Origin of the sequence: Glycomyces salinus (assembly GCF_016428645.1) — a bacterium.
Lineage (GTDB): Bacteria > Actinomycetota > Actinomycetes > Mycobacteriales > Micromonosporaceae > Glycomyces > Glycomyces salinus.
In genome coordinates, this window is sequence record NZ_JAELXW010000038.1 from 22,275 (window position 1) to 44,254 (window position 21,980).

General features: G+C 70.3%; 23 protein-coding genes and 1 tRNA gene. 7 read left to right on the forward strand and 17 right to left on the reverse strand.

The features are described from left to right. Positions 1 to 33: 33 nt before the first annotated feature. The 7 genes from JFB92_RS12155 to JFB92_RS12185 form a co-directional block, all read right to left on the reverse strand. Positions 34 to 1,494 carry a penicillin-binding transpeptidase domain-containing protein gene (locus JFB92_RS12155; RefSeq protein ID WP_199038631.1) on the reverse strand — a complete coding sequence of 487 codons (1,461 nt, stop codon included), beginning with the start codon at positions 1,492 to 1,494 and terminating at the stop codon, positions 34 to 36. Next, on the reverse strand, positions 1,491 to 3,224 hold the full coding sequence (locus tag JFB92_RS12160; RefSeq protein ID WP_199038634.1) for an FtsW/RodA/SpoVE family cell cycle protein: 1,734 nt from the start codon (positions 3,222 to 3,224) through the stop codon (positions 1,491 to 1,493). Before JFB92_RS12160 ends, JFB92_RS12155 begins: the two co-directional genes overlap by 4 nt. 53 nt (positions 3,225 to 3,277) lie before the next feature. After that, positions 3,278 to 4,561 (reverse strand): PP2C family protein-serine/threonine phosphatase, encoded by a 1,284-nt coding sequence (locus JFB92_RS12165; protein WP_199038637.1) that lies wholly within the window; start codon positions 4,559 to 4,561, stop codon positions 3,278 to 3,280. 24 nt (positions 4,562 to 4,585) lie between these two features. Continuing rightward, positions 4,586 to 5,068 carry an FHA domain-containing protein FhaB/FipA gene (locus JFB92_RS12170; protein WP_199038640.1) on the reverse strand — a complete coding sequence of 161 codons (483 nt, stop codon included), beginning with the start codon at positions 5,066 to 5,068 and terminating at the stop codon, positions 4,586 to 4,588. Positions 5,069 to 5,183: 115 nt separating this feature from the next. Then, complete coding sequence (locus tag JFB92_RS12175) at positions 5,184 to 5,909, reverse strand: FHA domain-containing protein (protein ID WP_199038643.1); 726 nt, start codon at positions 5,907 to 5,909, stop codon at positions 5,184 to 5,186. A gap of 569 nt (positions 5,910 to 6,478) precedes the next feature. Continuing rightward, complete coding sequence (gene hisC / locus JFB92_RS12180) at positions 6,479 to 7,540, reverse strand: histidinol-phosphate transaminase (protein ID WP_199038646.1); 1,062 nt, start codon at positions 7,538 to 7,540, stop codon at positions 6,479 to 6,481. After that, positions 7,537 to 8,391 (reverse strand): RDD family protein, encoded by an 855-nt coding sequence (locus JFB92_RS12185; RefSeq protein ID WP_199038785.1) that lies wholly within the window; start codon positions 8,389 to 8,391, stop codon positions 7,537 to 7,539. Before JFB92_RS12185 ends, hisC begins: the two co-directional genes overlap by 4 nt. A 92-nt stretch (positions 8,392 to 8,483) precedes the next feature. Between JFB92_RS12185 and JFB92_RS12190 the strand changes: the two genes are divergently transcribed. The 4 genes from JFB92_RS12190 to JFB92_RS12205 all read left to right on the forward strand — a co-directional run bounded on the left by JFB92_RS12190 (position 8,484) and on the right by JFB92_RS12205 (position 11,330). After that, entirely contained in the window at positions 8,484 to 9,098 is a 615-nt protein-coding gene (locus JFB92_RS12190; RefSeq protein ID WP_199038788.1) for an IS607 family transposase, read from the forward strand. Positions 9,099 to 9,259: 161 nt separating this feature from the next. Next, on the forward strand, positions 9,260 to 9,397 hold the full coding sequence (locus tag JFB92_RS12195) for a hypothetical protein (protein ID WP_199038649.1): 138 nt from the start codon (positions 9,260 to 9,262) through the stop codon (positions 9,395 to 9,397). 162 nt (positions 9,398 to 9,559) lie between these two features. Further along, positions 9,560 to 10,555 carry a zinc ribbon domain-containing protein gene (locus JFB92_RS12200; RefSeq protein WP_199038652.1) on the forward strand — a complete coding sequence of 332 codons (996 nt, stop codon included), beginning with the start codon at positions 9,560 to 9,562 and terminating at the stop codon, positions 10,553 to 10,555. Between the two features lie 361 nt (positions 10,556 to 10,916). Further along, a complete protein-coding gene (locus tag JFB92_RS12205; RefSeq protein WP_199038654.1) occupies positions 10,917 to 11,330 on the forward strand; it encodes a DUF4190 domain-containing protein in 414 nt (137 codons plus the stop codon). On the opposite strand, the gene nagA is transcribed toward JFB92_RS12205, so the two are convergent. Beyond that, entirely contained in the window at positions 11,327 to 12,442 is a 1,116-nt protein-coding gene (nagA, locus tag JFB92_RS12210; RefSeq protein WP_307789126.1) for an N-acetylglucosamine-6-phosphate deacetylase, read from the reverse strand. The genes JFB92_RS12205 and nagA overlap by 4 nt on opposite strands. Positions 12,443 to 12,606: 164 nt before the next feature. Here nagA and JFB92_RS12215 point away from each other — a divergent pair, with 164 nt between their 5' ends. Then, complete coding sequence (locus tag JFB92_RS12215) at positions 12,607 to 13,392, forward strand: DeoR/GlpR family DNA-binding transcription regulator (RefSeq protein ID WP_199038656.1); 786 nt, start codon at positions 12,607 to 12,609, stop codon at positions 13,390 to 13,392. Between the two features lie 9 nt (positions 13,393 to 13,401). Here JFB92_RS12215 and JFB92_RS12220 read toward each other — a convergent pair whose 3' ends face one another. The 6 genes from JFB92_RS12220 to JFB92_RS12245 form a co-directional block, all read right to left on the reverse strand. Beyond that, positions 13,402 to 14,760 carry a hypothetical protein gene (locus JFB92_RS12220; RefSeq protein ID WP_199038658.1) on the reverse strand — a complete coding sequence of 453 codons (1,359 nt, stop codon included), beginning with the start codon at positions 14,758 to 14,760 and terminating at the stop codon, positions 13,402 to 13,404. 48 nt (positions 14,761 to 14,808) lie between these two features. Next, complete coding sequence (locus tag JFB92_RS12225; RefSeq protein ID WP_199038660.1) at positions 14,809 to 16,134, reverse strand: hypothetical protein; 1,326 nt, start codon at positions 16,132 to 16,134, stop codon at positions 14,809 to 14,811. A 68-nt stretch (positions 16,135 to 16,202) separates the two neighbouring features. Next, on the reverse strand, positions 16,203 to 16,757 hold the full coding sequence (locus JFB92_RS12230) for a DUF3180 domain-containing protein (protein WP_199038663.1): 555 nt from the start codon (positions 16,755 to 16,757) through the stop codon (positions 16,203 to 16,205). Beyond that, positions 16,750 to 17,274, reverse strand: a complete 525-nt coding sequence (folK, locus tag JFB92_RS12235; RefSeq protein ID WP_199038666.1) for a 2-amino-4-hydroxy-6-hydroxymethyldihydropteridine diphosphokinase — start codon at positions 17,272 to 17,274, stop codon at positions 16,750 to 16,752. The genes JFB92_RS12230 and folK overlap by 8 nt, the downstream gene beginning before the upstream one ends. After that, positions 17,271 to 17,651: a dihydroneopterin aldolase gene (gene folB, locus JFB92_RS12240; RefSeq protein WP_199038669.1), complete on the reverse strand. Its 381-nt coding sequence runs from the start codon at positions 17,649 to 17,651 to the stop codon at positions 17,271 to 17,273. The genes folK and folB overlap by 4 nt, the downstream gene beginning before the upstream one ends. Positions 17,652 to 17,665: 14 nt before the next feature. After that, positions 17,666 to 18,304, reverse strand: a complete 639-nt coding sequence (locus tag JFB92_RS12245) for a hypothetical protein (RefSeq protein WP_199038672.1) — start codon at positions 18,302 to 18,304, stop codon at positions 17,666 to 17,668. A gap of 71 nt (positions 18,305 to 18,375) precedes the next feature. On the opposite strand from JFB92_RS12245, the gene JFB92_RS12250 reads away from it, so the two are divergent. Both JFB92_RS12250 and JFB92_RS12255 read left to right on the forward strand, forming a co-directional pair. Next, the gene (locus JFB92_RS12250; protein WP_199038675.1) at positions 18,376 to 20,130 is read left to right on the forward strand and encodes a glycerol-3-phosphate dehydrogenase/oxidase; all 1,755 of its coding nucleotides are present in this window, start codon (positions 18,376 to 18,378) and stop codon (positions 20,128 to 20,130) included. A gap of 36 nt (positions 20,131 to 20,166) precedes the next feature. After that, a tRNA-Arg gene (locus JFB92_RS12255) sits at positions 20,167 to 20,242 on the forward strand. Positions 20,243 to 20,301: 59 nt separating this feature from the next. Here the strand turns inward: JFB92_RS12255 and JFB92_RS12260 are convergent. The 3 genes from JFB92_RS12260 to JFB92_RS12270 form a co-directional block, all read right to left on the reverse strand. Next, positions 20,302 to 20,736, reverse strand: a complete 435-nt coding sequence (locus JFB92_RS12260) for a sigma-70 family RNA polymerase sigma factor (protein WP_199038678.1) — start codon at positions 20,734 to 20,736, stop codon at positions 20,302 to 20,304. Further along, complete coding sequence (locus tag JFB92_RS26950) at positions 20,724 to 20,942, reverse strand: type II toxin-antitoxin system HicA family toxin (RefSeq protein ID WP_199038681.1); 219 nt, start codon at positions 20,940 to 20,942, stop codon at positions 20,724 to 20,726. The genes JFB92_RS12260 and JFB92_RS26950 overlap by 13 nt, the downstream gene beginning before the upstream one ends. Positions 20,943 to 21,034: 92 nt before the next feature. After that, a complete protein-coding gene (locus JFB92_RS12270) occupies positions 21,035 to 21,919 on the reverse strand; it encodes a phenylalanine 4-monooxygenase (RefSeq protein WP_199038684.1) in 885 nt (294 codons plus the stop codon). Between the last annotated feature and the right edge of the window lie 61 nt (positions 21,920 to 21,980).

The window sequence follows — 21,980 nt, forward strand, 5'->3', positions numbered from 1 at the left end:
CTTAGTTGTCTCCGGGGGTCCGCCCCAGTGTAGTCAGTCCCCGCTCAGCGCCTGCTCCATGAGGTCGCCGCTGATCTCGGCGGCCTTGGCCGAGGCGCCCGGGCCGTAGGAGTTGAGGAACACGCACACGGCGACGGATTCGTCGCCGTCTTCGGACATCGCCCAGCCGTGGAACCAGCCGTGTTCGGCCTCGGAGCCCTCGGCCCCCGTGCTGTGCTCGGAGGTGCCGGTCTTGCCGCCGACGGTGGCCCCGGAGAAGTTCGCCGACGACCCGGTGCCGCCCTCTTCGGTGACGGCCTCCATGAGTTCCTGCATCTGCTCGGCGGTGGAGCCGGAGACGGCCCGCCCGGCCGACTCCTCGCCGCGGCGTTCGAGGGTCTCGCCGTCGGGGTCGGTGATCTCGGAGACCACCTGCGGCGCCATGATCTCGCCGCCGTTGGCGATGGCCGCGGCGATGATGGCGTTCTGGAGGACGGTCTCGCGCGCCTCCTGCTGGCCGATGCACGCCTGCGCCCGGAAGGCGTCCTCGGAGATGTCGCCGGTCTTGGAGGGCTCGGTGTCGAGCGGGGTCTCCCAGGCTTCGCCGAAGCCGTAGGCGGCGGCCGTCTCGGTGATGTCGTCCTCGCTCAGCTCCTCGACGCACATCCGCGCGAAGGTGGTGTTGCAGGAGCGCTTGAACGCCTCGCGGAGGGTCAGCTCCTCCTGCGGGCACTGGTCGCTGGAGTTGGTGATCTCGTGCTCGGTGTCGGGGGCGGTGTAGCCGTTGCCGGCCGGGACCATGTCGTCGGCCGAGCCGCCGTTCTCGATGTAGGCCGAGGCGACGATGGTCTTGAACGTCGATCCGGGCGGGTAGAAGTTGGAGCGGGTCTTGTCCTCGCCGGGGTTGCCCTCGGTCTCCAGCAGCTCGGCCCAGGCGGCGTTGGCGACGTCGGGGTCGTTGGAGGCGATGTCGGTCGGGTTCCAGCCCGGATATGAGGCCTCGGCGAGGATCCGGCCGGTCCGCGGGTCGATCACGACCGCTCCGCCGATCACCCCGGTCTCCGCGATCGCGTCGTAGGCGGTCCGCTGGAGGTCGGCGTCGAGGGTGAGGACCACGTTGCCGCCGATCTGCTCCTCGCCGGTGAAGGTGGAGCCGATCTCGTCGAGCAGGAAGAGCGAGCTGGAGCCGTTGAGGACGTCGTTCTCGTACTCCTCGATCGCGCTGGCGCCCCGGAACATCGACTTGAAGCCGGTGATGTTGCCGAAGTAGTCGCCCTCGGGGTAGTCGCGGTAGTAGTCGTAGGCGGCGCCCTCGGGGGTCTCCAGGGACTGGGCGATCACGGTGTCCCCGGCCAGGATCTGACCGCGCGGCACCTCGTACTCCTCGAAGAGGGTCCGGTTGTTGACCGCGTCGTATTCGGCGTGGTTGAAGAACTGCACCCATGTCACCTGGGCGAGGAGCGCGCCCAGGAGGATGAGTGCGACCATGCCGGCGCGGCGGAGCGCGGGGTTCACCGTTCGCTTTCCTTCCTGTCGGGACCGGTCGGGGGCGGCGGGCCGTTCTGCGGCCGCTGGGGGACCCCGTTCGGCGCGGGCCTGGTCGGCGGGCCCGGGGGCGGGCTCATCGGCGTTCCCGGCGGCGAGGAGGTCGGGGCGCCGGTGGGACCTTCGCGGGCGGGTCCGGAGATGATCATCTGGGTCGGCTGGTCGCCGCCCGGTACGGGTCCCTCGGACTGGCCGACCCCGGCCGCCTGGGCCTTCTCGGCCTCCTCGGCGGCGCGCTTGGCGGCCTGCTCGGCCAGGAACTCGGGGGGCGCCTCGGTCTTCTGGAGGCCGTAGGAGACCTGCCAGGGTTTACGGGCGTCGTCGGAGACGCGCACCAGCAGCGCCAGCATGATCCACGAGCCCAGCAGGGACGACCCGCCCGCGGCGAGGAACGTGGTGGTCTGGCCGGTCATGGGGATCAGGCCGGTGACGCCGCCGCACACGATGAACAGCTGGAACGCCACCTGGAAGGCCAGCCCTCCGGCCACGAGCTTGCCGAACTGGTCGCGCGACATCACCGCGGTCTTCATGGCGCGCTCGACGAAGACCGCGTACAGCACCAGCAGCGCGGTCAGGCCGATGAGCCCGACCTCCTCGCCGACGATCGCGAGGATGAAGTCGGATTCGGCGGCCGGGACGAGGTCGGGGCGGCCCTGGCCGGGGCCGGTGCCCAGCAGGCCGCCGTCGTTCATGCCGATCAGGCCCTGCACCAGCTGGTAGGAGTCGCCGTCGCGGAACTGCTCGTTGAACGGGTCGAGCCAGATCCGCACGCGCAGTTGCAGGTGGGAGAAGAACGGGTAGATCGCCACGCAGCCGCCGAAGAACAGCCCGAGGCCGATGAGGATCCACGAGACCCGGCGGGTCGCCATGTAGAGCATCGACAGGAAGATGCTGAACAGCAGCAGCGAGGTGCCCAGGTCGCGCTCGAGGACCAGCAGACCCAGACAGGCCGCCCATACGACCACGATGGGCCCCAGGTCCTTCAGGCGCGGGAACTGGAGGCCGAGGAACTTGTTGCCGGCCACTTGGAGGACGTCCCGCTTGCGTATCAGGTAGACCGCGAAGAAGACCAGCAGCATGAGCTTGGCGAACTCGCTGGGCTGGACCGAGATCGGGCCGAGCCGGATCCAGTTCTTCGAGCCGCCGGCCTCGGAGATCGAGGCAGGCAGGAAACCGGGCAGCGCTGCGAAGGCGATGCCGGCGAACAGCAGGATGTAGGCGTAGCCGCGCAGGACGCGGTGGTCGCGGACGACCGCCAGGAAGATCCCGAAGACGATCACGCCGCCGATGTAGTAGATCAGCTGCCTGCCGCCGAGGCCGGCGAACAGCCCGGCGTCGGGTTCGATGGCGTTCTCGCTGTAGGTGTAGGAGATCCGGCGGATCAGGACGATGCCGAACCCGGACACGAGCGTGGCGATGCCCACCAGCAGCGGGTCGGAGTAGGGCGCCAGGGCGGCGGTGGCGCCCCAGGCCGCCAACGACACCAGGGTGATCACGGCCGGCAGCGCGAAGGTGGCGACGCTGGTCTGTTTGTCGTTGAAGCCCATGTCGGCGGCGATCTGGAAGGCGAAGACCGCGACGCCGCCGAGCAGGATGAGCGCCAGCTGCCTGCCGATGCGCCGCGGCATGCCCGACAGGGGGGTCAGCGGCGGCTCCGACGGGGCGATCGGCTTGGCCGTGGCCGACATCGGCTGCGCCATCATGCTCCCCTCACGACTTCGGATTCGACGCTGCGAGCCTACATTGGGGCCGCTCAGTCCTCCCGGCAGTCCGGTGAGGCCGCGGGGACCGAGTCGCCTTGGCCGTCCCCCGAGGAGCACAGGGGCAGCAGGTTGTCGTTGGCAGCGGAGGCGTCGGTCAGTTCGGCCAGGTCGGACTGGGCGCCGTCGAGTCCGTCGGCGCCGATGCCCTCGTCGAGCTCGGCCCGCACCTCCTCGACCGCGTCGGCGGCCGGGCGTTCGGACTCGACCTCCAGCCAGGCCGCCTGCACGCCGGCGACCTCCACCGGGACGCCGCGGAAGACGCTGATGTTGCCGGCCTCGGAGACGCCTATGAAGTACTGCGCGCGCAGCCACCACAGGCCCCCGGCGACGGCGATCGCGGCGATCACGGTGGCGCCGAGCACGGTGCGCCACACGCGTCCGGCCCGGCCGCGCTCGGTGCGGGTCTCCTCCTCGGCCGGGTCGGCCTCGCCGTCCTCGGCCGGGTCGTCATCGTCCTGCTCGCCGCGCTTGATCGTGGGGAGCACGGCGGTGTCGGACTCGGCCAGGCGCGCGTCGGCGGCGGCCCCGCCGATGATCGCGGCCTGCTCGCCCGGGTCGTCCTCGACGACGTCGGCGATCAGGACGGTCACGTTGTCCGGGGCCCCGGCTTCCAGGGCCTGGGAGACCAGCGACTCGACCGCCTCGTCGGGGCTTTCGGCGCCCTGGAGGGTCAGGGCGATGTCGGCGTCGGAGACCGGGCCGGTCAGCCCGTCCGAGCACAGCAGGACGCGGTCACCGGGCACGCCCTTGAGGGTCTGGAAGGCCGGCTCGACCTCGCTGGCGCCCAGGGCGCGCAGCAGGAGGGAGCGCTGGGGGTGCCGTTCGGCCTCTTCGGCGGTGATGCGGCCCTCATCGACCAGCATCTGCACGTAGGTGTCGTCGACGGTGATCTGCTCGAAGCCGCCGTCGCGCATCCGGTAGGCGCGGGAGTCGCCGATGTGCACCATGTTGAACCACTCGCCGTCGAACCACATGGCCGTCAGGGTGGTCCCCATGCCCTCCTTCTGCGGGTCGTCGGCGACGACGCGGCGGATGGCCCGGTTGGCCTCGGCGATGGTGTCGGCCAGCTCGTCGGCGACCGAATCGGCCGGCGGCGGCTCGTCCAGCCTCGCGATCGTGTTGATCACGATCGCCGAGGCCAGGTCCCCGGCCGCCATGCCTCCCATGCCGTCGGCCACCGCGATGAAGTGGGGGCCGGCGTACAAGGAGTCCTGGTTGCCTTGCCTCACCACGCCGCGGTCCGAGACCGCCGCGTATCGCAGGTGCAAACTCATGTAATCAACCGCCGTAGGGAGGCACTAGGCCCGCAGCTCGAATGATGAACGCCCGATCCGGATCGGGACCCCCAAGGGCACTGGGGTCGGTTGTGTGACTCTAGCGCGGCCCAGGTAGGTGCCGTTCGTCGAACCCAGGTCCTCGACCATCCACTGCCCTTCGCGGGGCGCGACGCGCGCGTGCCGGTTGGATGCGAAGTCGTCGCGGATGACGATCGTCGAGTCGGGGGCGCGGCCGATCGAGATCGGCTGCCCCGACAGCACGAAGCGCCTTCCGGCCAGCTCGCCGCTGGTCACCACCAGCCACTGCGCCGTCTGCGCGCCCTTGCCGGGGCGGGCCGGGGCCGGCGGGGCCGAGACCGGTCCGGTCGGGCCGGGGCCGCCGGCGGGAGCCGGGCGGCGCTGCGCCAGCAGGTCCTTGGTGACCGTGCGGGCCGCCGCGAACACGAACAGCCACAGCAGCAGGAGGAACCCGAAGCGGGCTACGGCCTGGACTATGTCGGGCATGCTGCGCTCCCTGCGAACAATGGACTGGTCCCGAACACGGTAGCCCACAGGCGCGAGCCGGAGCGGAGGGAGAGCCGCGAACCCGGCGCACCGCTCGCGGGCCCGGCGCGTCCCCCTAGCCGGCCTGGAGCGTCAGCGACGTGGTCCCGATCTGGATCACGTCGCCCGGCTGCATCGAGACGGTGGTGACCCGCTGGCCGTTGACCAAGGTCCCGTTCGTCGAGCCCAGGTCGGTGACCGAGACCTGCCGGCCGTCGAAGTCGACCCGCACGTGCCGCCGCGAGATGCCCACGTCGGGCAGCCGGATCTGCGCCTGCTCGCCGCGGCCGATGACGGTCGCCCCGTGCGCGACGGTGAACTGGCGGCCGTCGGCGGCCACCAGCACCGGGCCCGAGGGGGCCGGCTGGTGCGAGGGCCCGTAGCCGCCGCCACCGCCGGAGACCGGCTGCGAGGAGTCGGCGCCCTCGTTGAGGGCCGCGACCTCGGCCGTCACCCGGAACATCCCGGTGTCCAGGCCCTCGCCGCGCTCGATCTCGACGATCACGTCGCCGTAGACGGTCCAACCGTTCTCGCCGATGAACTCGGCCTGGGACTGGGCCAGCTCCTGGGCCAGTGCCGCCGCGTACGGGGCCAGCCGGTCGTGGTCCGGCGGCGAGAGGTCGATGACGTAGCGGTTGGGGACCAGGACCCGGCCACCGGCCAGCACGGCCTTGTGGGTCTCCGCCTCGCGCTGCATGGCGCTGGCGATCTCGACCGGGTGCACAACGCCCTTGAACATCTTGTTGAAGGTGCCCTCGAACAGGCCCTCCAGTTGTTTTTCCAAGCGTTGCAGAACGCTCACCGGCTATCCTCCTCGTTTGACGCCCACCAGAGCGGTGACGCGGTCCCTGTGTTATTCAATGCGTCGACCTCTGATGGTATCGGGCGGTTTCCCGCCACGGCGAGCGGTTGAGACGTGACAGCACCGCGAGTCGCGCTCGCATCCACTGTTCGGGTGATGCGGCACCGTCCCGCGGGACCGATCGGCTCGGCCTCGGGATCAACTGATTCATGGCCCAGGCGGGCGCCGGGAAGACCCGGCTTGCGGCTCCGACCTGGGGCGCGTATGGTGACGCGGGTGACAGATCGCGACATTGGTTCATTCATCCGCGACGTGCGCAAACGCGCGCACGTCGGATTCCGCCAGCTGTCGGAGCAGTCCGGGGTCGCCAACCCGTACCTGCAGGGGGAGCGCGGCGTGCGCCGCCCCAGTTCGGCAGTGCTGCGCCAGGTGGCGGCAGCCCTGCGGATGACCACCCCCATCATGTACCTGCGCGCGGGCTTCGGCCCCGACGAGGGCTCGGCGACGCCGCTGGCGATCGTGACCGACCCCGAGTTGACGGCCAAGCAGAAGCAGACCCTGACTGAGATCTACGATTCGTTCGTCCGCGAGAACGAGCGCAGCGAGGACAGCATCGCGTCGTTATCCTCGGGTTTTCCGAGGGTCACCCGCACGCCGTCGGCGAAGGGGCGCACCAGGATCCCCCGCCCCTCGCAGTGCTCGGCGAACGGCCGCGAGTCCGCCCCGAACGGCAGCCAGATGAAGTTGGCCTGCGAATCGGGCACGTCCGGCACGATCCGGCGCGCCGCCTCCAGAACGCGCTCGCGTTCGGCCACGACCAGGCCGACCCGGCGGCGCATCTCCCTTTCGGCCCTGAGCGCGGCCAGCGCCGCGTACTGCGCGACGACGTTGACCGCGAAGGGGATCGTGCACTTGCGCACCGCCTCGGCGACCTCGGGCGCGGCGACCATGTAGCCGACGCGCAGCCCGGCCAGCCCCCACGCCTTGGAGAAGGTCCTGAAGACCACCGTGTTGGGGCGGTCGCCGTAGCGTTCGATCGCGTCCGGGGAGTCGGGGTCGGTCACGAACTCCCGGTACGCCTCGTCGATGACGATCAGCACCGAGTCGTCGACCGCGTCGTAGAGCTCGTCGAGCTCGTCGGCGGTGACGACCGGCCCGGTCGGGTTGTTGGGGCTGCACACGACGACCGCGCGGGTGTCGGGCCCGACGGCCTTGGCCATCGCGGCGATGTCGTGCCGGTGGTCGGGCGTGTTGGGGACCTGGACGCTGCGGACCCCGGCGACGGTCGCGGCGATCGGGTAGGCCTCGAAGGACCGCCAGGAGTAGACCACCTCGGACCCGGGCGAGCCGATGGCCGCCATCAGGTGCCCGATGAGGGCGACCGAGCCGGTGCCGGTGGCGATCCGGGCCGACTCGACGCCGAGGCGCCCGGCGAGGGTCTCGCGCAGTTCGGCGACGGCCAGGTCGGGGTAGCGGTGGGTGCGGGTCGCGGCCTCGGCGATGGCCTCGGGGACGCCGGGCAGCGGCCCGTAGGGCACCTCGTTGCTGGAGAGCTTCAGCGCGTCGGGCCGGGCGGCGCCCGGCACGTAGGTCGGGATCGACTCCAGGTCGGCTCGCAGGGGCTCGGTCATCGGTCTGGCTCCTTCTCTCGTGGCACCTCGACCACGACGGTACCGGGGGACTTGTCGTGGAGGCACTGGTGGAACGGCCGGTCCCGGATGCACCATATCCCGTCCAGGACCCAGAAGATCAGCCCGAACGGGAAGCAGATCATCAGGAACCCCATGTAGGACCAGCGCAGCAGCATCCGGCCCCAGCCGAAGGCGACCGGGCCGATCGGTTCGACGCGGATGCCCATGAGCCGCTTGCCGATGGTCTGGCCGGAGTTGAGCGTCGCCGGCACCTCGTAGGCGAACCACAGGCCCAGGCCGATGAGGATCGCGATCCAGTAGTTGTCGGAGACCGAGTCGGGGATCCGCACCTCGTCGGCGGCGGCGCCCTGGGCGGTCTGCTGGATCGCGGGCCACAGGGACTCCATGAACTGCCACAGGAAGTAGCCGTTGACCACGGCGTTGAGCCCGAGCAGGCACAGGAAGTCGACGAGGCGGGCGACGAGGCGCGTGCCGGGGTGGGCGAGGACGCGTCCGGCGAGGATGCGGTCGACGTCCTTGTTGGCGAGCCATCCGACGGTGATGCCGAGGCTGCGGATGGGTACCGTGTCGGGCGGCTGGGTCATCCCGGGGCGGCGCTGGATGATCTGGGGCGGCCCGTCGGGGAAGTCGCTCATGCCCGCGACGGTCGCGCCCTCCACTTTGGCCGACTCCGGGGAGTCGGGTTCGGGCGCGGGGTCGACCGGCTCCGGCTCGGCCGGCGGCTCGGCGTCGGCGGGGACCGGCTTGCCGACCCAGGCCGAGCCGTTCCAGTAGCGCTGCACGGCGTGGTCGGCGGGGTCCGGGTACCAGCCGGGTTCGATCTTGGTCATCGACGCCCATTCTTGCAGCTGTTTCCGACCGGTCCCAGGGAGATACCAACTAGTCACTGGTTCTTGTTCAAACTTACTCAGAGCTGTGTAGAATAGATAACATGTATCGGATCGGGGAGTTCGCGAAGCGTGTCGGCCGTTCCACTTCGACTGTTCGCCGGTGGGAGAGGGAGGGTCGTATCACCGTGCGGCGGACAGCGTCAGGGCAGCGGTACTTCACCGATTCCGATGTGCGGCGTGTCCTCCATCCTGGATTCGACGACTCGTCACGCAGGGTTGTCGTGTACTGCCGGGTGTCCTCGCGGGGGCAGATGGACGCTCTCGCTTCCCAGGTGCAGGCGATGGAGGAGTTCTGCCGGGGCCGCGGCCTGGCTGTGGATGAGTGGGTGCGCGAGGTGGGCGGGGGAATGGATCTCAAGCGGAAGCAGTTCCTTGCGCTGATGGATGCGATCGAGCGGGGGGAGCTCGCCACCGTGGTCGTCGCCCACCAGGACCGGCTCGCCAGATTCGGCTTCGAGTACCTGGAGCATGTGGCGGACAAGCACGGCTGCGAGATCGTCGTCGCGAACCAAGAATCGCTGTCCCCGCCCGAGGAGATGGTCCAGGACTTGCTGGCTATCGTGCACACTTTCTCAAGCCGCCTATCGGGCTTGCGCCGCTATACGAAGGCCCTTAAGCACGACCTCACCTCCGGTGGCGCCCGGTGAAGGTCACCCGCGTCGCCTACAGCCATCGACTCAACGCTGGGAAGTACGCCCAGCTCACCGAACAAGCACGCCGCCTCGGCCGAGTCCGCGCGCTGGTGTGGAAACGGTACGGGTCCCCCGTGCGGGACGGAGTGCGGGACCGCACCATCCGGGACAGATGGATGGCTGACGGCACCGCCAACACCTTCGGTGTACTCGCCAACTCCTGGAAGGAGACGGTTCGCGATGCGGTAGCCGGCATCACCGCGCACCGCGAAGCGGGCAAGACCAAAGTGCGCCAGGCGGTACGGCGCCGCTAGAGGGATGAATCCGAACGCAAGCAGGCATATATCAAACTCAAATACGGCCGCTGGCAGAACGACGCCTTCCTGGCCCGCATGATGCGCAAGCATGTCAAGCACGGAGTCTCCCGTGTGGCGAACCAGATCGTGGTCCGCTCTGACCAGTACCGCACCTGGACCATGGCGGACGGCAACGTGTGGATCGACGTCCCCGGCCTCCAGCGCAGGCAGAAGATCGCGATCCCACTGAACACCACTGTCGCACCCACCGGGACACTACGACTCATCCTCCGCCAAGGCCGCGTCGAGGTGCACTATGCCATCGAGGCGACCGACCTGAGAGAGACCCGGCCCTGCGGTACCATCGCCATCGGCATAGACAAGGGCTACACCGAAGTACTCACCGACTCCGACGGCGTCCACCACGGTGACGACCTGGGAACCATACTGCGCGGCGAATCCGACTACCTGATGGTCAAGAACGCCCGCAGAGCGAAGATCCGCTCCATTGCCGACAAGGCCCGCGAGATCGGTGACGAAGCTAAAGCCGACCGTATCAAGAAGAACAACCTGGGCGGCGTCAAGCGCCGCCGTCGCCAAGCCCGCTTCGAACCGCGCGTGCGGACTCTCACCTTCACCGCCGTTCACTCCCTCATCGACAAGGCGAACCATGTCATCGCCGAAGACCTCACCCGGACTTTCACCTCTCGGAAGAAGTTGGGGAGGAACACCAACCGCCGTCTCGCCGCCTGGACCAAGGGCGTGACGGCCGAAGCACTGCACAGCGTGTCGGAGCGCAGAGGTTCTGCGCTCACGCTGGTCAACGCGGCCTACACCTCACAAGTCGCCCCCTGCTGCCGGATTCTCGGCGAACGTGCGGGGGAACGGCTTCACTGCACCCGGTGCGGGGAGGAGTGGCAGGCAGACCATGCGGCTGCGATCAACGTCCTGGAACGGTATGGAGACCCCGACATCTCCCTGTGGACCCCGTACACGCGGGTCAGACAGATCCTCCAGGAACGGGCCGATCGCCTCCGGACCAGACTGCCGGTCCAGGACTCCAGCCCGAGCGGGCGGAGAGCGAACCATCCAACCCGAGCAACAACGCTCAAGGAAGCAGTATTCTCACAGGACGCTGAGAACGCCCGTGAGCAGCGAAGCGGCCCGGTCGGTTAGACGTCGACCGGGCCGCTCAACTTGCTGTCGCTTCCGAACCGAGTTACCAAGCGTGAAGTCTTAGACTGCGGTGTCCTGCTCCTAGGCGCCGGACCCGCTGTGCCTCCCGACGGCTCGTGTCGCACGTGGGTGCTCGGCGGCTGCGCACGAATCCCTCCGGTCTGCGGAGACCATGTCCCCGGTGAGTCCTTCAGGATCCGTAACTCATTTCTACTCGCATACTGACGGGTAGTAAAGGGCAACCGGGAAAAAATCCGAAGCCGATTCCGATCCGTCCAGGGGCGTCCAGATCATCCGAATCGCCGCGCGGCGCCGCTCGGTCGGCTACGTTGCGGGACATGTCGGATCCGAGGAGGACGCCATGACCACGCAGGACCCGCCGATGCCCGGGCCGCCCGAGCCCGAGCGGCCCGAGGAGGGCCGGCCGGGCGGCGGGGGCGGACCGGTTCCGCCGCCGCCTCCTCCCCCGCCGCCGTACAACGGGGACGGACCGCTCTACGACCAGCGGCCCCGCAACGGACTCGGGACCGCCGGACTGGTGTGCGGGGTCATCGCGGTGGCGCTGTCGCTCGTGCCCGGGCTCAACGTCTTCACCTGGCCGCTCGGGGTCCTGGCGATCGTGTTCGGCGCGGTCGGCTGGAGCCGCGCCAATCGGTCACAAGCGACGAACAAGAACGTCGCGATCGCCGGCCTGGTGCTGGGCATCGTCTCGTTCTTCACCTTCTGCCTGATCTACGTGCTGATCGGCGCCTCCGGCGGTTTCTACTACGATTAGATCTCGAGCCAGACGCCGCGGCGCATGACCGAGATCAGGCGCAGGTCGTCGTCGAGGACGACCGCGTCGGCCAGCTTGCCCGGTTCGAGGGCGCCGACGTCGGTCAGCCCCAGCAGCTCGGCCGGGGTGGCCGCGGCCATCTGCACCGCGGCGGTCATGGACTGCCCGGCCAGGGTCACGGCGTTGCGCACCGCGTCCAGCAGGGTGATCGTCGACCCGGCGATCGTGTCGGTCCCGGCGACGGTGGCGACACCGCCGGAGACCTCGACGGTGTGGCGGCCCAGCGTGTAGGAGCCGTCGTCGAGCCCGGCGGCGTCCATGGCGTCGGAGACGAGCATGGTCCAGCCCGGCAGGGAGACGTCGAACGCGTAGCGCATCGTGCCCGGGTGCAGGTGCACCGGGTCGGCGATGACCTCGGAGAAGATCCGCTCGTCGGCGATGAGCGCGGGGATGGGCCCCGGGTCGCGGTGGTCGAAGGCCCGCATGGCGTTGAACAGGTGCGTGGCCGAGCGCGCGCCCGCGTCGATCCCGGCCGCGGTCTGCTCGTAGCTGGCGTCGGTGTGCCCGATGGAGGCGACCACGCCGCGCCCGTCGAGGAACTCGATGGCCTCGACCGCCCCCGGAAGCTCGGGCGCGATGGTGACCATCTTGACCGCCCCGCCGCCGGCCTCGATCAGCTCGGCGATCTCGCCGAGGTCGGGCGCGCGCAGGACCGACACGGCGTGCGCGCCGCACTTGGCCGCGGAGATGTAGGGGCCCTCGTAGTGCAGCCCGATCAGGGTGCCGTCCTCGACCAGGGGCCGCAGCGCCCGGGTCGCGTCGAGCAGGAACTCGTGGGTCGAGGACACCATGGAGGCGGCCAGGGAGGTCGTCCCCCTGGAGGCGTGGAAGGCGGCCGCGGCCCGCGCCGCGGCGGGATCGCCGCCTGCCAGGGAATGCCCTCCCCCGCCGTGGCAGTGGATGTCGACGAAGCCGGGCAGGACCCACCCGGTGGGCTCTCCGGGCCGCTCCTCGATGGCCGCGACGCGGTCGCCCTCGACGACGAGGGCCCCGTTCACCACCCCGTCGGGGGTGACGATCCGGCCCACGTCCGGCAGCAAGACGCCTTCCACTGGCACTCCTTCGTTTCGGTCCGCCGTGTGACAGCTCACGCCGGTGCGGCAGAATGATGAGCGTGCGAGCCCGCAACAGTCACGGCTCGCGCAATGTCGACCTAGTTTCGAACAATATCTTGCAGGCCGCGGCCGCCCGCCGCGATACCGACCCGAGGAGAGCCGTGGACCGCTATGCCCGGTGGAACACCCTGCTGGAGATCCTCGCCGAAACCGGACGGATCACCGTGGAGGACGCCGCCGAACGACTGGAAGTGTCGCAGGCGACGATCCGCCGCGACTTCGATCAGCTCTCCCAGCAGCAGATGATCACCCGCACCCGCGGCGGGGCGGTCGCCGGCGGGATCTCCTACGACCTGCCGCTGCGCTACAAGACCGCCCGCCACGTCGAGGAGAAGCACCGGATCGGCCGGGCCGCCGCCGGGCTGGTGGGACCCGGTCAGGTGATCGCGCTCAACGGCGGGACGACGATCACCGAGGTGGCCCGGTCCCTGGCCACCCGCACCGACCTGGTGGCCACGCCCGGTTCGACCGGGCTGACGATAGTGACCAACGCGCTGAACATCGCCAACGAGCTGATCGTGCGCCCGCACCTGAAGGTCGTGGTGGTCGGCGGGGTGGTGCGCCCGCAGTCCTACGAGCTGATCGGGCCGCTGGCCGCGCCGATCCTGCGCGAGATCACCCTGGACATGGCCTTCCTGGGGGTGGACGCGGTCGACATCAAGCTGGGCGCGACCAGCCACCACGAGGGCGAGGCGGCCATCAACGCGCTGATGGCCGCCCGCGCCCGCAAGGTGGTGGTGATCGCCGACGGCTCCAAGATCGGCGGCCACGCCTTCGCGAGGATCTGCGCGACCGACCGGATCCACACCCTGGTCACCGACGGCAACGCGCCGCCGGAGCAGCTCAGGGCCTTCGAGGAGGCCGGGATCAGGGTCGTCGTCGTCTGACTTGCCCGGTCACAGTCGCTGGGCCGGGTGCGGCGCGCCGTTCTGGTCGGGCCCGCCGTCGGGCGCGAACAGTCCGCTCGTCTCCGGCCTGAACGGGACCGGCTCGCCGGGCATCTCGGTCGTGGTCTCGGGTTCGGTCGGCTTCTCCTTCGGCCGTCCCAGCCGGTCGAGCCCGAAGGAGACGACCAGGCCCGCCAGCAGCATCGCGGCGTACAGGGCCCCGGTCCACCGGGAGAACAGGTCGGGGTCCGAGGCCGGCGGGACGAGGTTTCCCCAGACCTGGATGACCGCCCACAGCGTGACCGTGGCCAGCGCCGATCCGGCGATGCCGCCGCGGCGGCCCCACAGGCTCGTGCCGCCCAGCAGCACCGCGATGAGCACGAACGGGGTCAGCGCCACCATCGACGAGGTGGAGAAGGTGAACATACCGACCAGGACGCTCTGGGAGCTCGCCTCGGCGGACCCGAACGCCGCCGGGAGGAATCCTGCGATCCCGGCCAGCAGGACCGACAGGAACGTGCCGCCGATGAGGGCGAAGACCGAGGCCGCGTCGCGCCTCTCGGTGCCCTCCACGGCGCCCTTGACCCGGCTGAAGCGGTCCCGCACCCCCGGGAGCAGGCCGAGCAGCCCTCCGGCGACCGAGACGGCGGCCGTGCCGCCGAGCAACCACAGCCCGTCGGGGGCGCTCCAGCCGGAGACGGAGTCGAAGCCGAGTTCGGCCGAGAGCCACTGGAGGACCTGGACCGAGGCTCCGACGGTGAACAGGCAGGCCAGGCCCGCCATCCACGCCGGCAGGCGCAGCACGAGCACCAGCAGCACGAACAGGACCGTGACCGCCGCGGCGGCGGCCGCGGTCATCCCCAGGCCGATCCACGGGTCGTCCCCGACGAACAGGGACGGCACCGCCAGCACCAGGTAGGCCACGGCCGGAATCGACAGGTTCACCGCCCCGAGGCGCAGCGAGAGCCCCAGGGCCGTCACGAGCAGCAGCAGCGGGGCCAGGCTCCGCAGCTCCGAGCTCGCCGCGTCCATCGGGGAGGCGCCCCCGAAGATCTCGTCCCGCTGCTGGTAGACCAGGAACAGCGCGTTCGCCGTCAGCAGCACCAGGATCGCCTCCCAGACCAGCTGGAAGACGATCCGGTCGCGCGGCGGCCTCGACTCCTCGGCGGGCGGCGCCGGGAACTCGGGCCCGCCGCGGTCGGCGGCGAACGGGGCGGCCGGGGCCGGGTCGAACGGGCTCGCCTGCCCGCCCTCGTCCACGCCGTTGCCGACGCTCGGCAGGGCCGGGGCGCCGGTCAGCTTCTGCGTCTGGTCGAGCCGGTCGCCGCCGCCTGAGTCGTCGCCTCGTTCAGGGGGTATGTACGTCAATGGAGTTTCCTCTTGCGTGGAGGGGGATGGTTCTGGCCGAATCGGGATCTAGCGTCCGAATCGCCGGTCGGCGTCATCGTAGCCGGGCCCGCCCTGCGGCTCGTAGCCGTAATCGCTCCGCGAGTTCGGTTCCCGCAGGTTGTCGAAGACACCCGAGGCGCCGAACGGGTCGGCCCCGGCCCGCGGGAAGCCGCCGGTGGTCGTCGCCCACGGGTCGCGGCCGTTGCCGACCGCCGCCAGGTCCTCGTCGTACTCCGCGAACGGCTCGTCGCCCCCTTGGCGATGCTCGCGAGCCGTGAACTGGCCCTGCTCGGCGTCGACCGGGTCGGTCTCGCGCAGGTCGCCGACCTCCCCGGCGCGGCTGGTCGACTCGAGCTCCGAGTCGTCGGGGGTGTTCATGGCCTCCACCAGGTGCGTCACCAGGAAGCCGATGACGATCGCGCTGAGCGCGATCCAGCCGGGCTCGAAGTTCCAGTCGCGGGCCTCGGACAGCCACGTCATCGCCAGCAGCAGCGCCGCGGCGAAAGCGGTCCCGGCCACGCCCCCGCGCCGGCCCAGCAGGCTGGTGCCGCCCAGCAGGGCCGCCCCGAGCGCCAGGACCGACAGCAGGATCGGGTCGGGCAGCGCGGCCGCGCCCTGTTCGGGGACCGCGGTCCAGGCCGCCAGCACGCCGGCCGCCCCGGCCATGCCCACCGACAAGAGCGTCCCGAAGAACACCAGGCCGCCGCGCCCGTGGCGCTCCCCGACCGGGGTGTCGCGGATCGGCGCGAGCCGCTCGCGGACGCCGGCGAAGGCGCCGACCAGGCCCAGGAAGATAGACAGGCCCGCCGCGGCGGCCAGGGCCGCGAGCACGCCGGTGGACGGCAGCTCGGCGAGCATGAACTGGCCCGGCTCTCCGGCCGCGCCCGCCCACAGTCCGATGGCGCCGCCGACGGCGCCGCTGGCGGCCCATCCGGGCACCCGCAGCCACGCGCACAGCGTGGCCAGGACGATCCCGATGAACAGGGCCGCCCCCAGGCCCATGCCCAGGGCCATGGCCGACCCCGAGCTGGAGGCGTCCACGAAGATCCAGGCCGACAGGAGCGCTATGGGCCCCGCGGCGAGGTTGATCGCGCCGACGCGCAGGGACGTGGACACGGCCGAGGCCAGCAGCAGCAGCGGCACGAGAGCGGCCATGAAGCCGCTCCAGGAGGACTCGGCGAAGGGCCCGCCCGACGACTGGGTGAGCGCGAACAGCACGCCGCCGCCCAGCAGCAGCAGTCCGATCTCCCAGACCACGTGCACTGCCATGCGGTCGGTCGGCGTCTCGGACAGGACGTCCTGAGATGAGGTCTTGTCTTGTTCGCCGTCTCGATTTGGGGTGTCGAATTTCATATGGCGCACCTCATTACGCGCAAAATATGCGAATTGTGCCGGATGGGATGAAACCGGGATCTGTGCGGCTATTCGGGTGGCCGGTCCTCCGAGTCGTCCTGCGAGGGGGGAATCCTGCAGGACCGCTCGAGCCAGAGCGCGGCGGCGGTCAGCGCGACGCAGGAGACGGTCCCGAGGACGGCCGTGGGCAGGTCGTCCGAGGCCGCGGTCAGCCTGTCGCTCTGTACGGCCAGCCAGATCGCGAAGCCCAGGTAGGCACCGGTGAAGGCGGCCCCAGCGATCGAGGCGGCCTTCCCGAGCACCGCGAGGCGGGCGATCTGGAGCGCGTGCTCGGGGCCGCGGACGGTACTGGGCGCGGGGGCCTCGGACCGTTCCGACACCGCCGCCTGCGAGCGTCGCGAATTCGGGTTCAGCGTTCGTTTCGTGTTCAGCGCCAGCCAGGCCAGCAGCACCGCCAGCGCGATGATGGCCGCCGAGTTGTACCAGGCGAGGTCGGGTACTTGCTGGTAGTAGCGGGTGACGACCAGGAGCGTCAGCGCGCCGCCCACCAGGGCGCTGACGGCGAGGGTCGACGGTGCTGTCGGCCTCAGGCTCGGCTGGGGACCGTGCTTGTCGTCACTCATGATGCTCCGACCATATCGGGTGCAGCCTGCGCAGTGCGCGCGCGTCCGCCGCAAGGCCCGGCTCCCGCAGCAATTCGCGCACCCTGCCTCTTCCGGGAAGCTCGGCGTCGCGGTCGACCGCCTGCCAGGGCACGAGCACGAACGCGCGGAGGTGGGCGCGCGGGTGGGGCAGTTCGAGGCGCGGTTCGGCGCGCCGGACGGGGCTCCCGTCGGCGTCCCAGACGGCGATGAGGTCGACGTCGAGGGTGCGGGGCCCGTAGGGGCGCTCGGGGTCGCGGACGCGGCCGGCGGCGATCTCGAGTTCCTGGGCCAGTTCGAGCCAGTCGTCGGCGCCGCGACCGGGGTCGGCGGCCACGGCGGTGACATTGTAGTAGGCCGGCTGGTCGTCGTCGCCGCCCCACGGCGGGGTCTCGTAGACCTCGGAGACCAGTTCGGGGGCGATCGCGCCGAGGGCGGCGGCGAGGTGGGCCTCGCGGTCGCCGAGATTGGAGCCGAGGCTGAGTACGACGCGGCTCACCGGTCCCCCTCCCCGGCCCGCGCGCGCTCGATGGTGACGGCGACGTCGGCGAACTGCTGCTCGATGGGCGCGTGGGGCTTGTGGACGGTGACCCGGACGCGCCGGACGCGCTCGTCGGCCAGGCAGGCGGACGCGAGCCGCTCGGCGAGGGTCTCGATGAGGTTGCACGGTTCGCCGCGGACGATGCCGGCGAGCGTGTCGGCCAGGGTGCCGTAGTCGACGGTCGCGGCCAGCTCGTCGGTGGCGGCGGCCGCGGCCGTGGAGGTGGTGAGTGCGACGTCGACGATGAAGTCCTGCCCGGTCTCCCGCTCGTGTTCGAACACGCCGTGGCGGCCGTGAACCTTCAGCCCTGACAAGGTGATGACGTCGGTATCCACGGCACGAGCTTACGTCATTCGGGTTCGTTCTCCTCGTCTTCGGAGCGGGTGCGGATGACCAGCCAGGTCGCTCCGGCGAGGATGACCCCGGCCAAGACGATGGGGATCAGTTCGAGGTTGTGGTCGAGCCAGGACAGCAGGTTGAGGTACTCGGCGGTGGGGTCGGTCAGGACGACGGCGACGAACACGGCGGCGATGATCCCGAAGACGGCGAACACGGCCGACCGCCACCAGAGGCCGAAGCTGAAGCGGCGGTCGAGGACCTGGGCGGCGGTGATGATGCGCTTGGCGCGCAGCAGGCGGATCGAGCCGATGAGGCGCAGCAGCCGCAGCAGCTGGGCGCCGCCGGCCGCCAGGACGAGGCTGATCAGCGTGAGGCCGCAGACGGCGAGCAGCCATCTGTGGCGCAGCAGCCACTGGCGCTTGTGCTCGGCCGCGAGCAGGAGGACCACCATCTCCGCCCACAGCACGGCGCCGGAGGCCCAGCCGATGACCTGCCCGGCCAGGGCGTACTCGCCGTCGGACCAGATCGTGAGGAACACCGCGGGGATGGAGGCGAGCACGGCCACCACCACCGGAAGGGTCAGTCGTCTTTCGATGCGCTGGGCGAGCTCGGTGATCCGTCGCGGGCTCCATCGGGGGGAAGAGACCACGTCTATACGGTACCTAAGTCCTGTGAACCTGATGCAACCCCAGGTCACGCTGATTTCAGTATCGTGAAGGCATGAGCACGCTCACCGCTTGGCCCCGTTCGCAGTCCGGCCGGCTCTCGCCGGAGCGGCGGCGCTCCGATCTGGACAGGCTGCGGAGCGATCACTTCGACGTGCTGGTGATCGGGGGCGGCGCGACCGGCGCGGGGGCGGCGGTGGACGCGGCGAGCCGGGGACTGCGGACGGCGCTGGTCGAGGCGCGGGACTTCGCCTCGGGCACATCGTCGCGGTCGAGCAAGCTGGTGCACGGCGGGCTGCGGTACCTGGAGCAGCTGGAGGTGGGCCTGGTGCGCGAGGCCCTGACCGAGCGGGGCCTGCTGAGCGAGCACCTGGCGCCGCACCTGGTGCGGCCGGTGCCGTTCCTGTTGCCGCTCAAGGACGTCTGGGAGCGGCTCTACTACGGGGCCGGGGTGGCCGCCTACGACGTGCTGGCCACCGCCCTCGGCTCCGGTCGGGGAATGCCCTGGCACCGGCACCTGGGCAGGGCGGCCGCGCACCTGGCGTTCCCCGACCTGGCCGGGGACGTCCGGGGGGCGATCCGCTACTTCGACGGCCGGGTGGACGACGCCCGCCTGGTGGTGACGCTCGCGCGCACGGCGGCCTCGCTGGGAGCCGCCGTCGTCCCCTCGGTCGAGGCGGTCGACTTCGTCCGCGCGGACGGCCGAGCAGCCGGGGCCGAGTTGGTCGATGTGGAGTCGGGCGAGCGCTTCCGGGTGCGGGCGCGGACGGTCGTGTGCGCGACCGGGGTCTGGAGCGACGACCTGTCGGGGCTGGTGCCCGAGCGCTCGGGGATGGCCGTGCGCGCCTCCAAGGGCGTCCACCTGGTCCTTCCGGCCGAGGCCATCGACGGCAACGCCGGGATCATCACCAGGACGAAGTGGAGTGTCCTGTTCATCATCCCCTGGGACGGGCACTGGATCGTCGGCACGACCGACACCGACTGGAAGCTGGACCCGGCCCACCCGGCGGCCAGCGCCAGCGACGTGGCCTACCTGCTGGATCAGGCCGGCGCGGTCCTGCGCAAGCGCCTCGACGTGAGCCAGGTCGAGGGCGTGTACGCCGGGCTGCGGCCCCTCCTCTACGGGGAGAGCGAGGAGACCTCGAAGCTGAGCCGCACGCACACGGTGGTCGAGCCCGATCCGGGCCTGTTCTTCGTGGCCGGCGGCAAATTGACTACCTACCGGGTGATGGCGCGCGACGCGGTGGACCGCGCGGCCGAGCGCCTGGGCCGGGAGGTGCCGCCGAGCCTCACGCACCTGCTGCCGCTGCTGGGCGCGGACGGCTTCGCGACGTACTGGGCGAACCGGTCGGCCCTGGCGCGCCGGTTCCGGGTGCCGGTGGCTACGGTCGAGCGCCTCCTGCGCCGCTACGGGAACCTCGCGCCGCGGCTGCTGCGTCTGGTGGCCGAGCAGCCGCAGCTGGGGCGTCCGCTGCCTGGCACCGCCGACTACCTGCGGGCCGAGGTCGTCTACGCCGCCCGCGCCGAGGGCGCGCTCCATCTCGACGACGTCCTGACCCGGCGGCTGCGGGTCTCGATCGAGTCCTTCGACCGGGGCACCCGGGCGGCGATGGACGCCGCGGCCCTGGCCGGGGAGGTCCTGGGCTGGGAGGAGCCGCGCCGGGCCCGCGAGGTCGAGGTCTACCTGCGGCGCGTCGAGGCCGAACGCCGCTCCCAGCAGCAGCCGGACGACGACGCGGCCGAGGCCGCCCGCCTGGCGGCCGCCGAGATCCGCCGCCTGGCCCCGCTGGGCCCGGCGGCCGCGTCGTGACCGGCACGGCCCGATCGGCTAGACTCTTCTGGCGTTGCCCCAGTAGCTCAGGGGATAGAGCATCGGTTTCCTAAACCGCAGGTCGCAGGTTCGATTCCTGCCTGGGGCACCATCCATACTCCTTCGAGTGCCGTTATCACGGCAATCGAAGATCGCAGTCTCACAGAGACGTCAAGCAGTCTTTGGTCTGGCCCGGTCGCCACTCGACTTTGCGTTGAGAAGCTGTGAGACCCGCTGCTCGGAGACACCGAGGACGGCGGCGATGTCGCGGCCGGTCAGTCCTGCGGATTTCATATGAGCGGCGGCGTTGCGAGCAGCCTTCGCGGCGGCTTCGCTCTTTGCCTGGGCTTCCTGGCGGGCTCGGGCGGCTTCGGCGACTTCTTCGTCGAGGCCGCCTCCAAGGTGCCATTCGATGTGGATTTCGGTCTTATCGGCATCGTCCTCGGCGAGGATGTCGATGAGGTCGCGGACCATGTCCTCGGCCTCTGAGGCACGTTCGGCCTGAGTGACACCTACGCCGGGCACGTCGAGTTCCCACATCCCGAACGAACGGGTCGCAGTCACGACGTAGCGGCCGGCTTTCACGGTCTGGGTCAATTCAGCCACCCTTCCTCAAGACACGGCAGTTGCCTTGCGATGCTGTTGATCGTGCCTGGCGTGATCATGTTGTGACGTGGGACGGCTGTAGTGTGCTCACCGCATCCGCAGCGCCAGATGTCATGACCTCCACGCTTGGCCGTGCCCCGAGGGGCGCATCCGGCACGTTGAAGTGCACGTATGACCTCCCGGCGTTTCATCGGTTTCGCCATCATCGCGGCAACTCTAGCGGGTATAGAGTAAACCACTCTAGGGGGGATTGAGCAATCCTGGCCGAGCGCGAATGGAGAAAGGCACACTTCCCCGCTTATGCCTTGGCGAGCAGTGCGGCGATGGAATCGTCGTCGCAGGTGGCCCAGAACTGGCCGACCACGTCCTCGAGGTGGCCCATCGACTCGGCCTCGAACAGCACGTCCTGGTACTTGGTGATGTCGTATTCGATCGTGCCCATCTCGAGCAGGTCGAGCGGGCGGATCGTCATGCCGCGGAACTCGTCGATCTCCCCGTAGGAGGAGAGGATGCCCGCGCCGTAGGCCTTGAGGCCGTCGCTCTCGCGCATGACGCCGAACTCGAGGGTGAACCAGAAGACCCGCGAGACGAAGTCGAGCGCCCGCTCGGTCCGGACCCGCTTCGTGGCCTGCCCGGCGAGGCGGTAGAGGTCGGCGAACCTGGGGGCCGCCAGGGAGTTCCCGTGCCCGATGACCTCGTGGATCACGTCGGGTTCGGGCGTGTAGAACGGCATCGAGTGGTGCCGGATGTACTGGGTGGCGTAGAAGAGGTCGTCGGCGAGCACGCTGTAGAACTGCCTGAGCGGGACCAGGCCCGCGGCCGGACGGTAGCGGTACCCGGTCAGCGGTTCCAGCGCCTCCGAGACCTCGGACAGCTGCGGGACGCGGTCCTTGGGCAGCGCGAGCTCCTCGGCGGCCTCGAGGAATTCGCGGACCGCGAGGGCGCGGTGCTTGACGGCCAGTTCGGCGCTGACCTTCCGCCAGACCTCGTTCTCGGTGTCGGTGTAGTGGGCCGTCGGGATCTGCTTCCCGGGCTGCCACTCCATGGCGAGCGCCGCGAGGGTGTTGCGGCGTTCGCGGTACTCGGGGTCGGCGAAGCCGGGGTGCGATTGGCCCAGCTCGACTTCGACGGACCCGTCTTCTCCGGTGGTGACCGGTGCGAAGTATTGGCCTTCCTCGAACATACCTTTATCCCAGCATGTGAAACACGAGGTGTCAACAGAAACGGCCGATGGAGCTACCGAA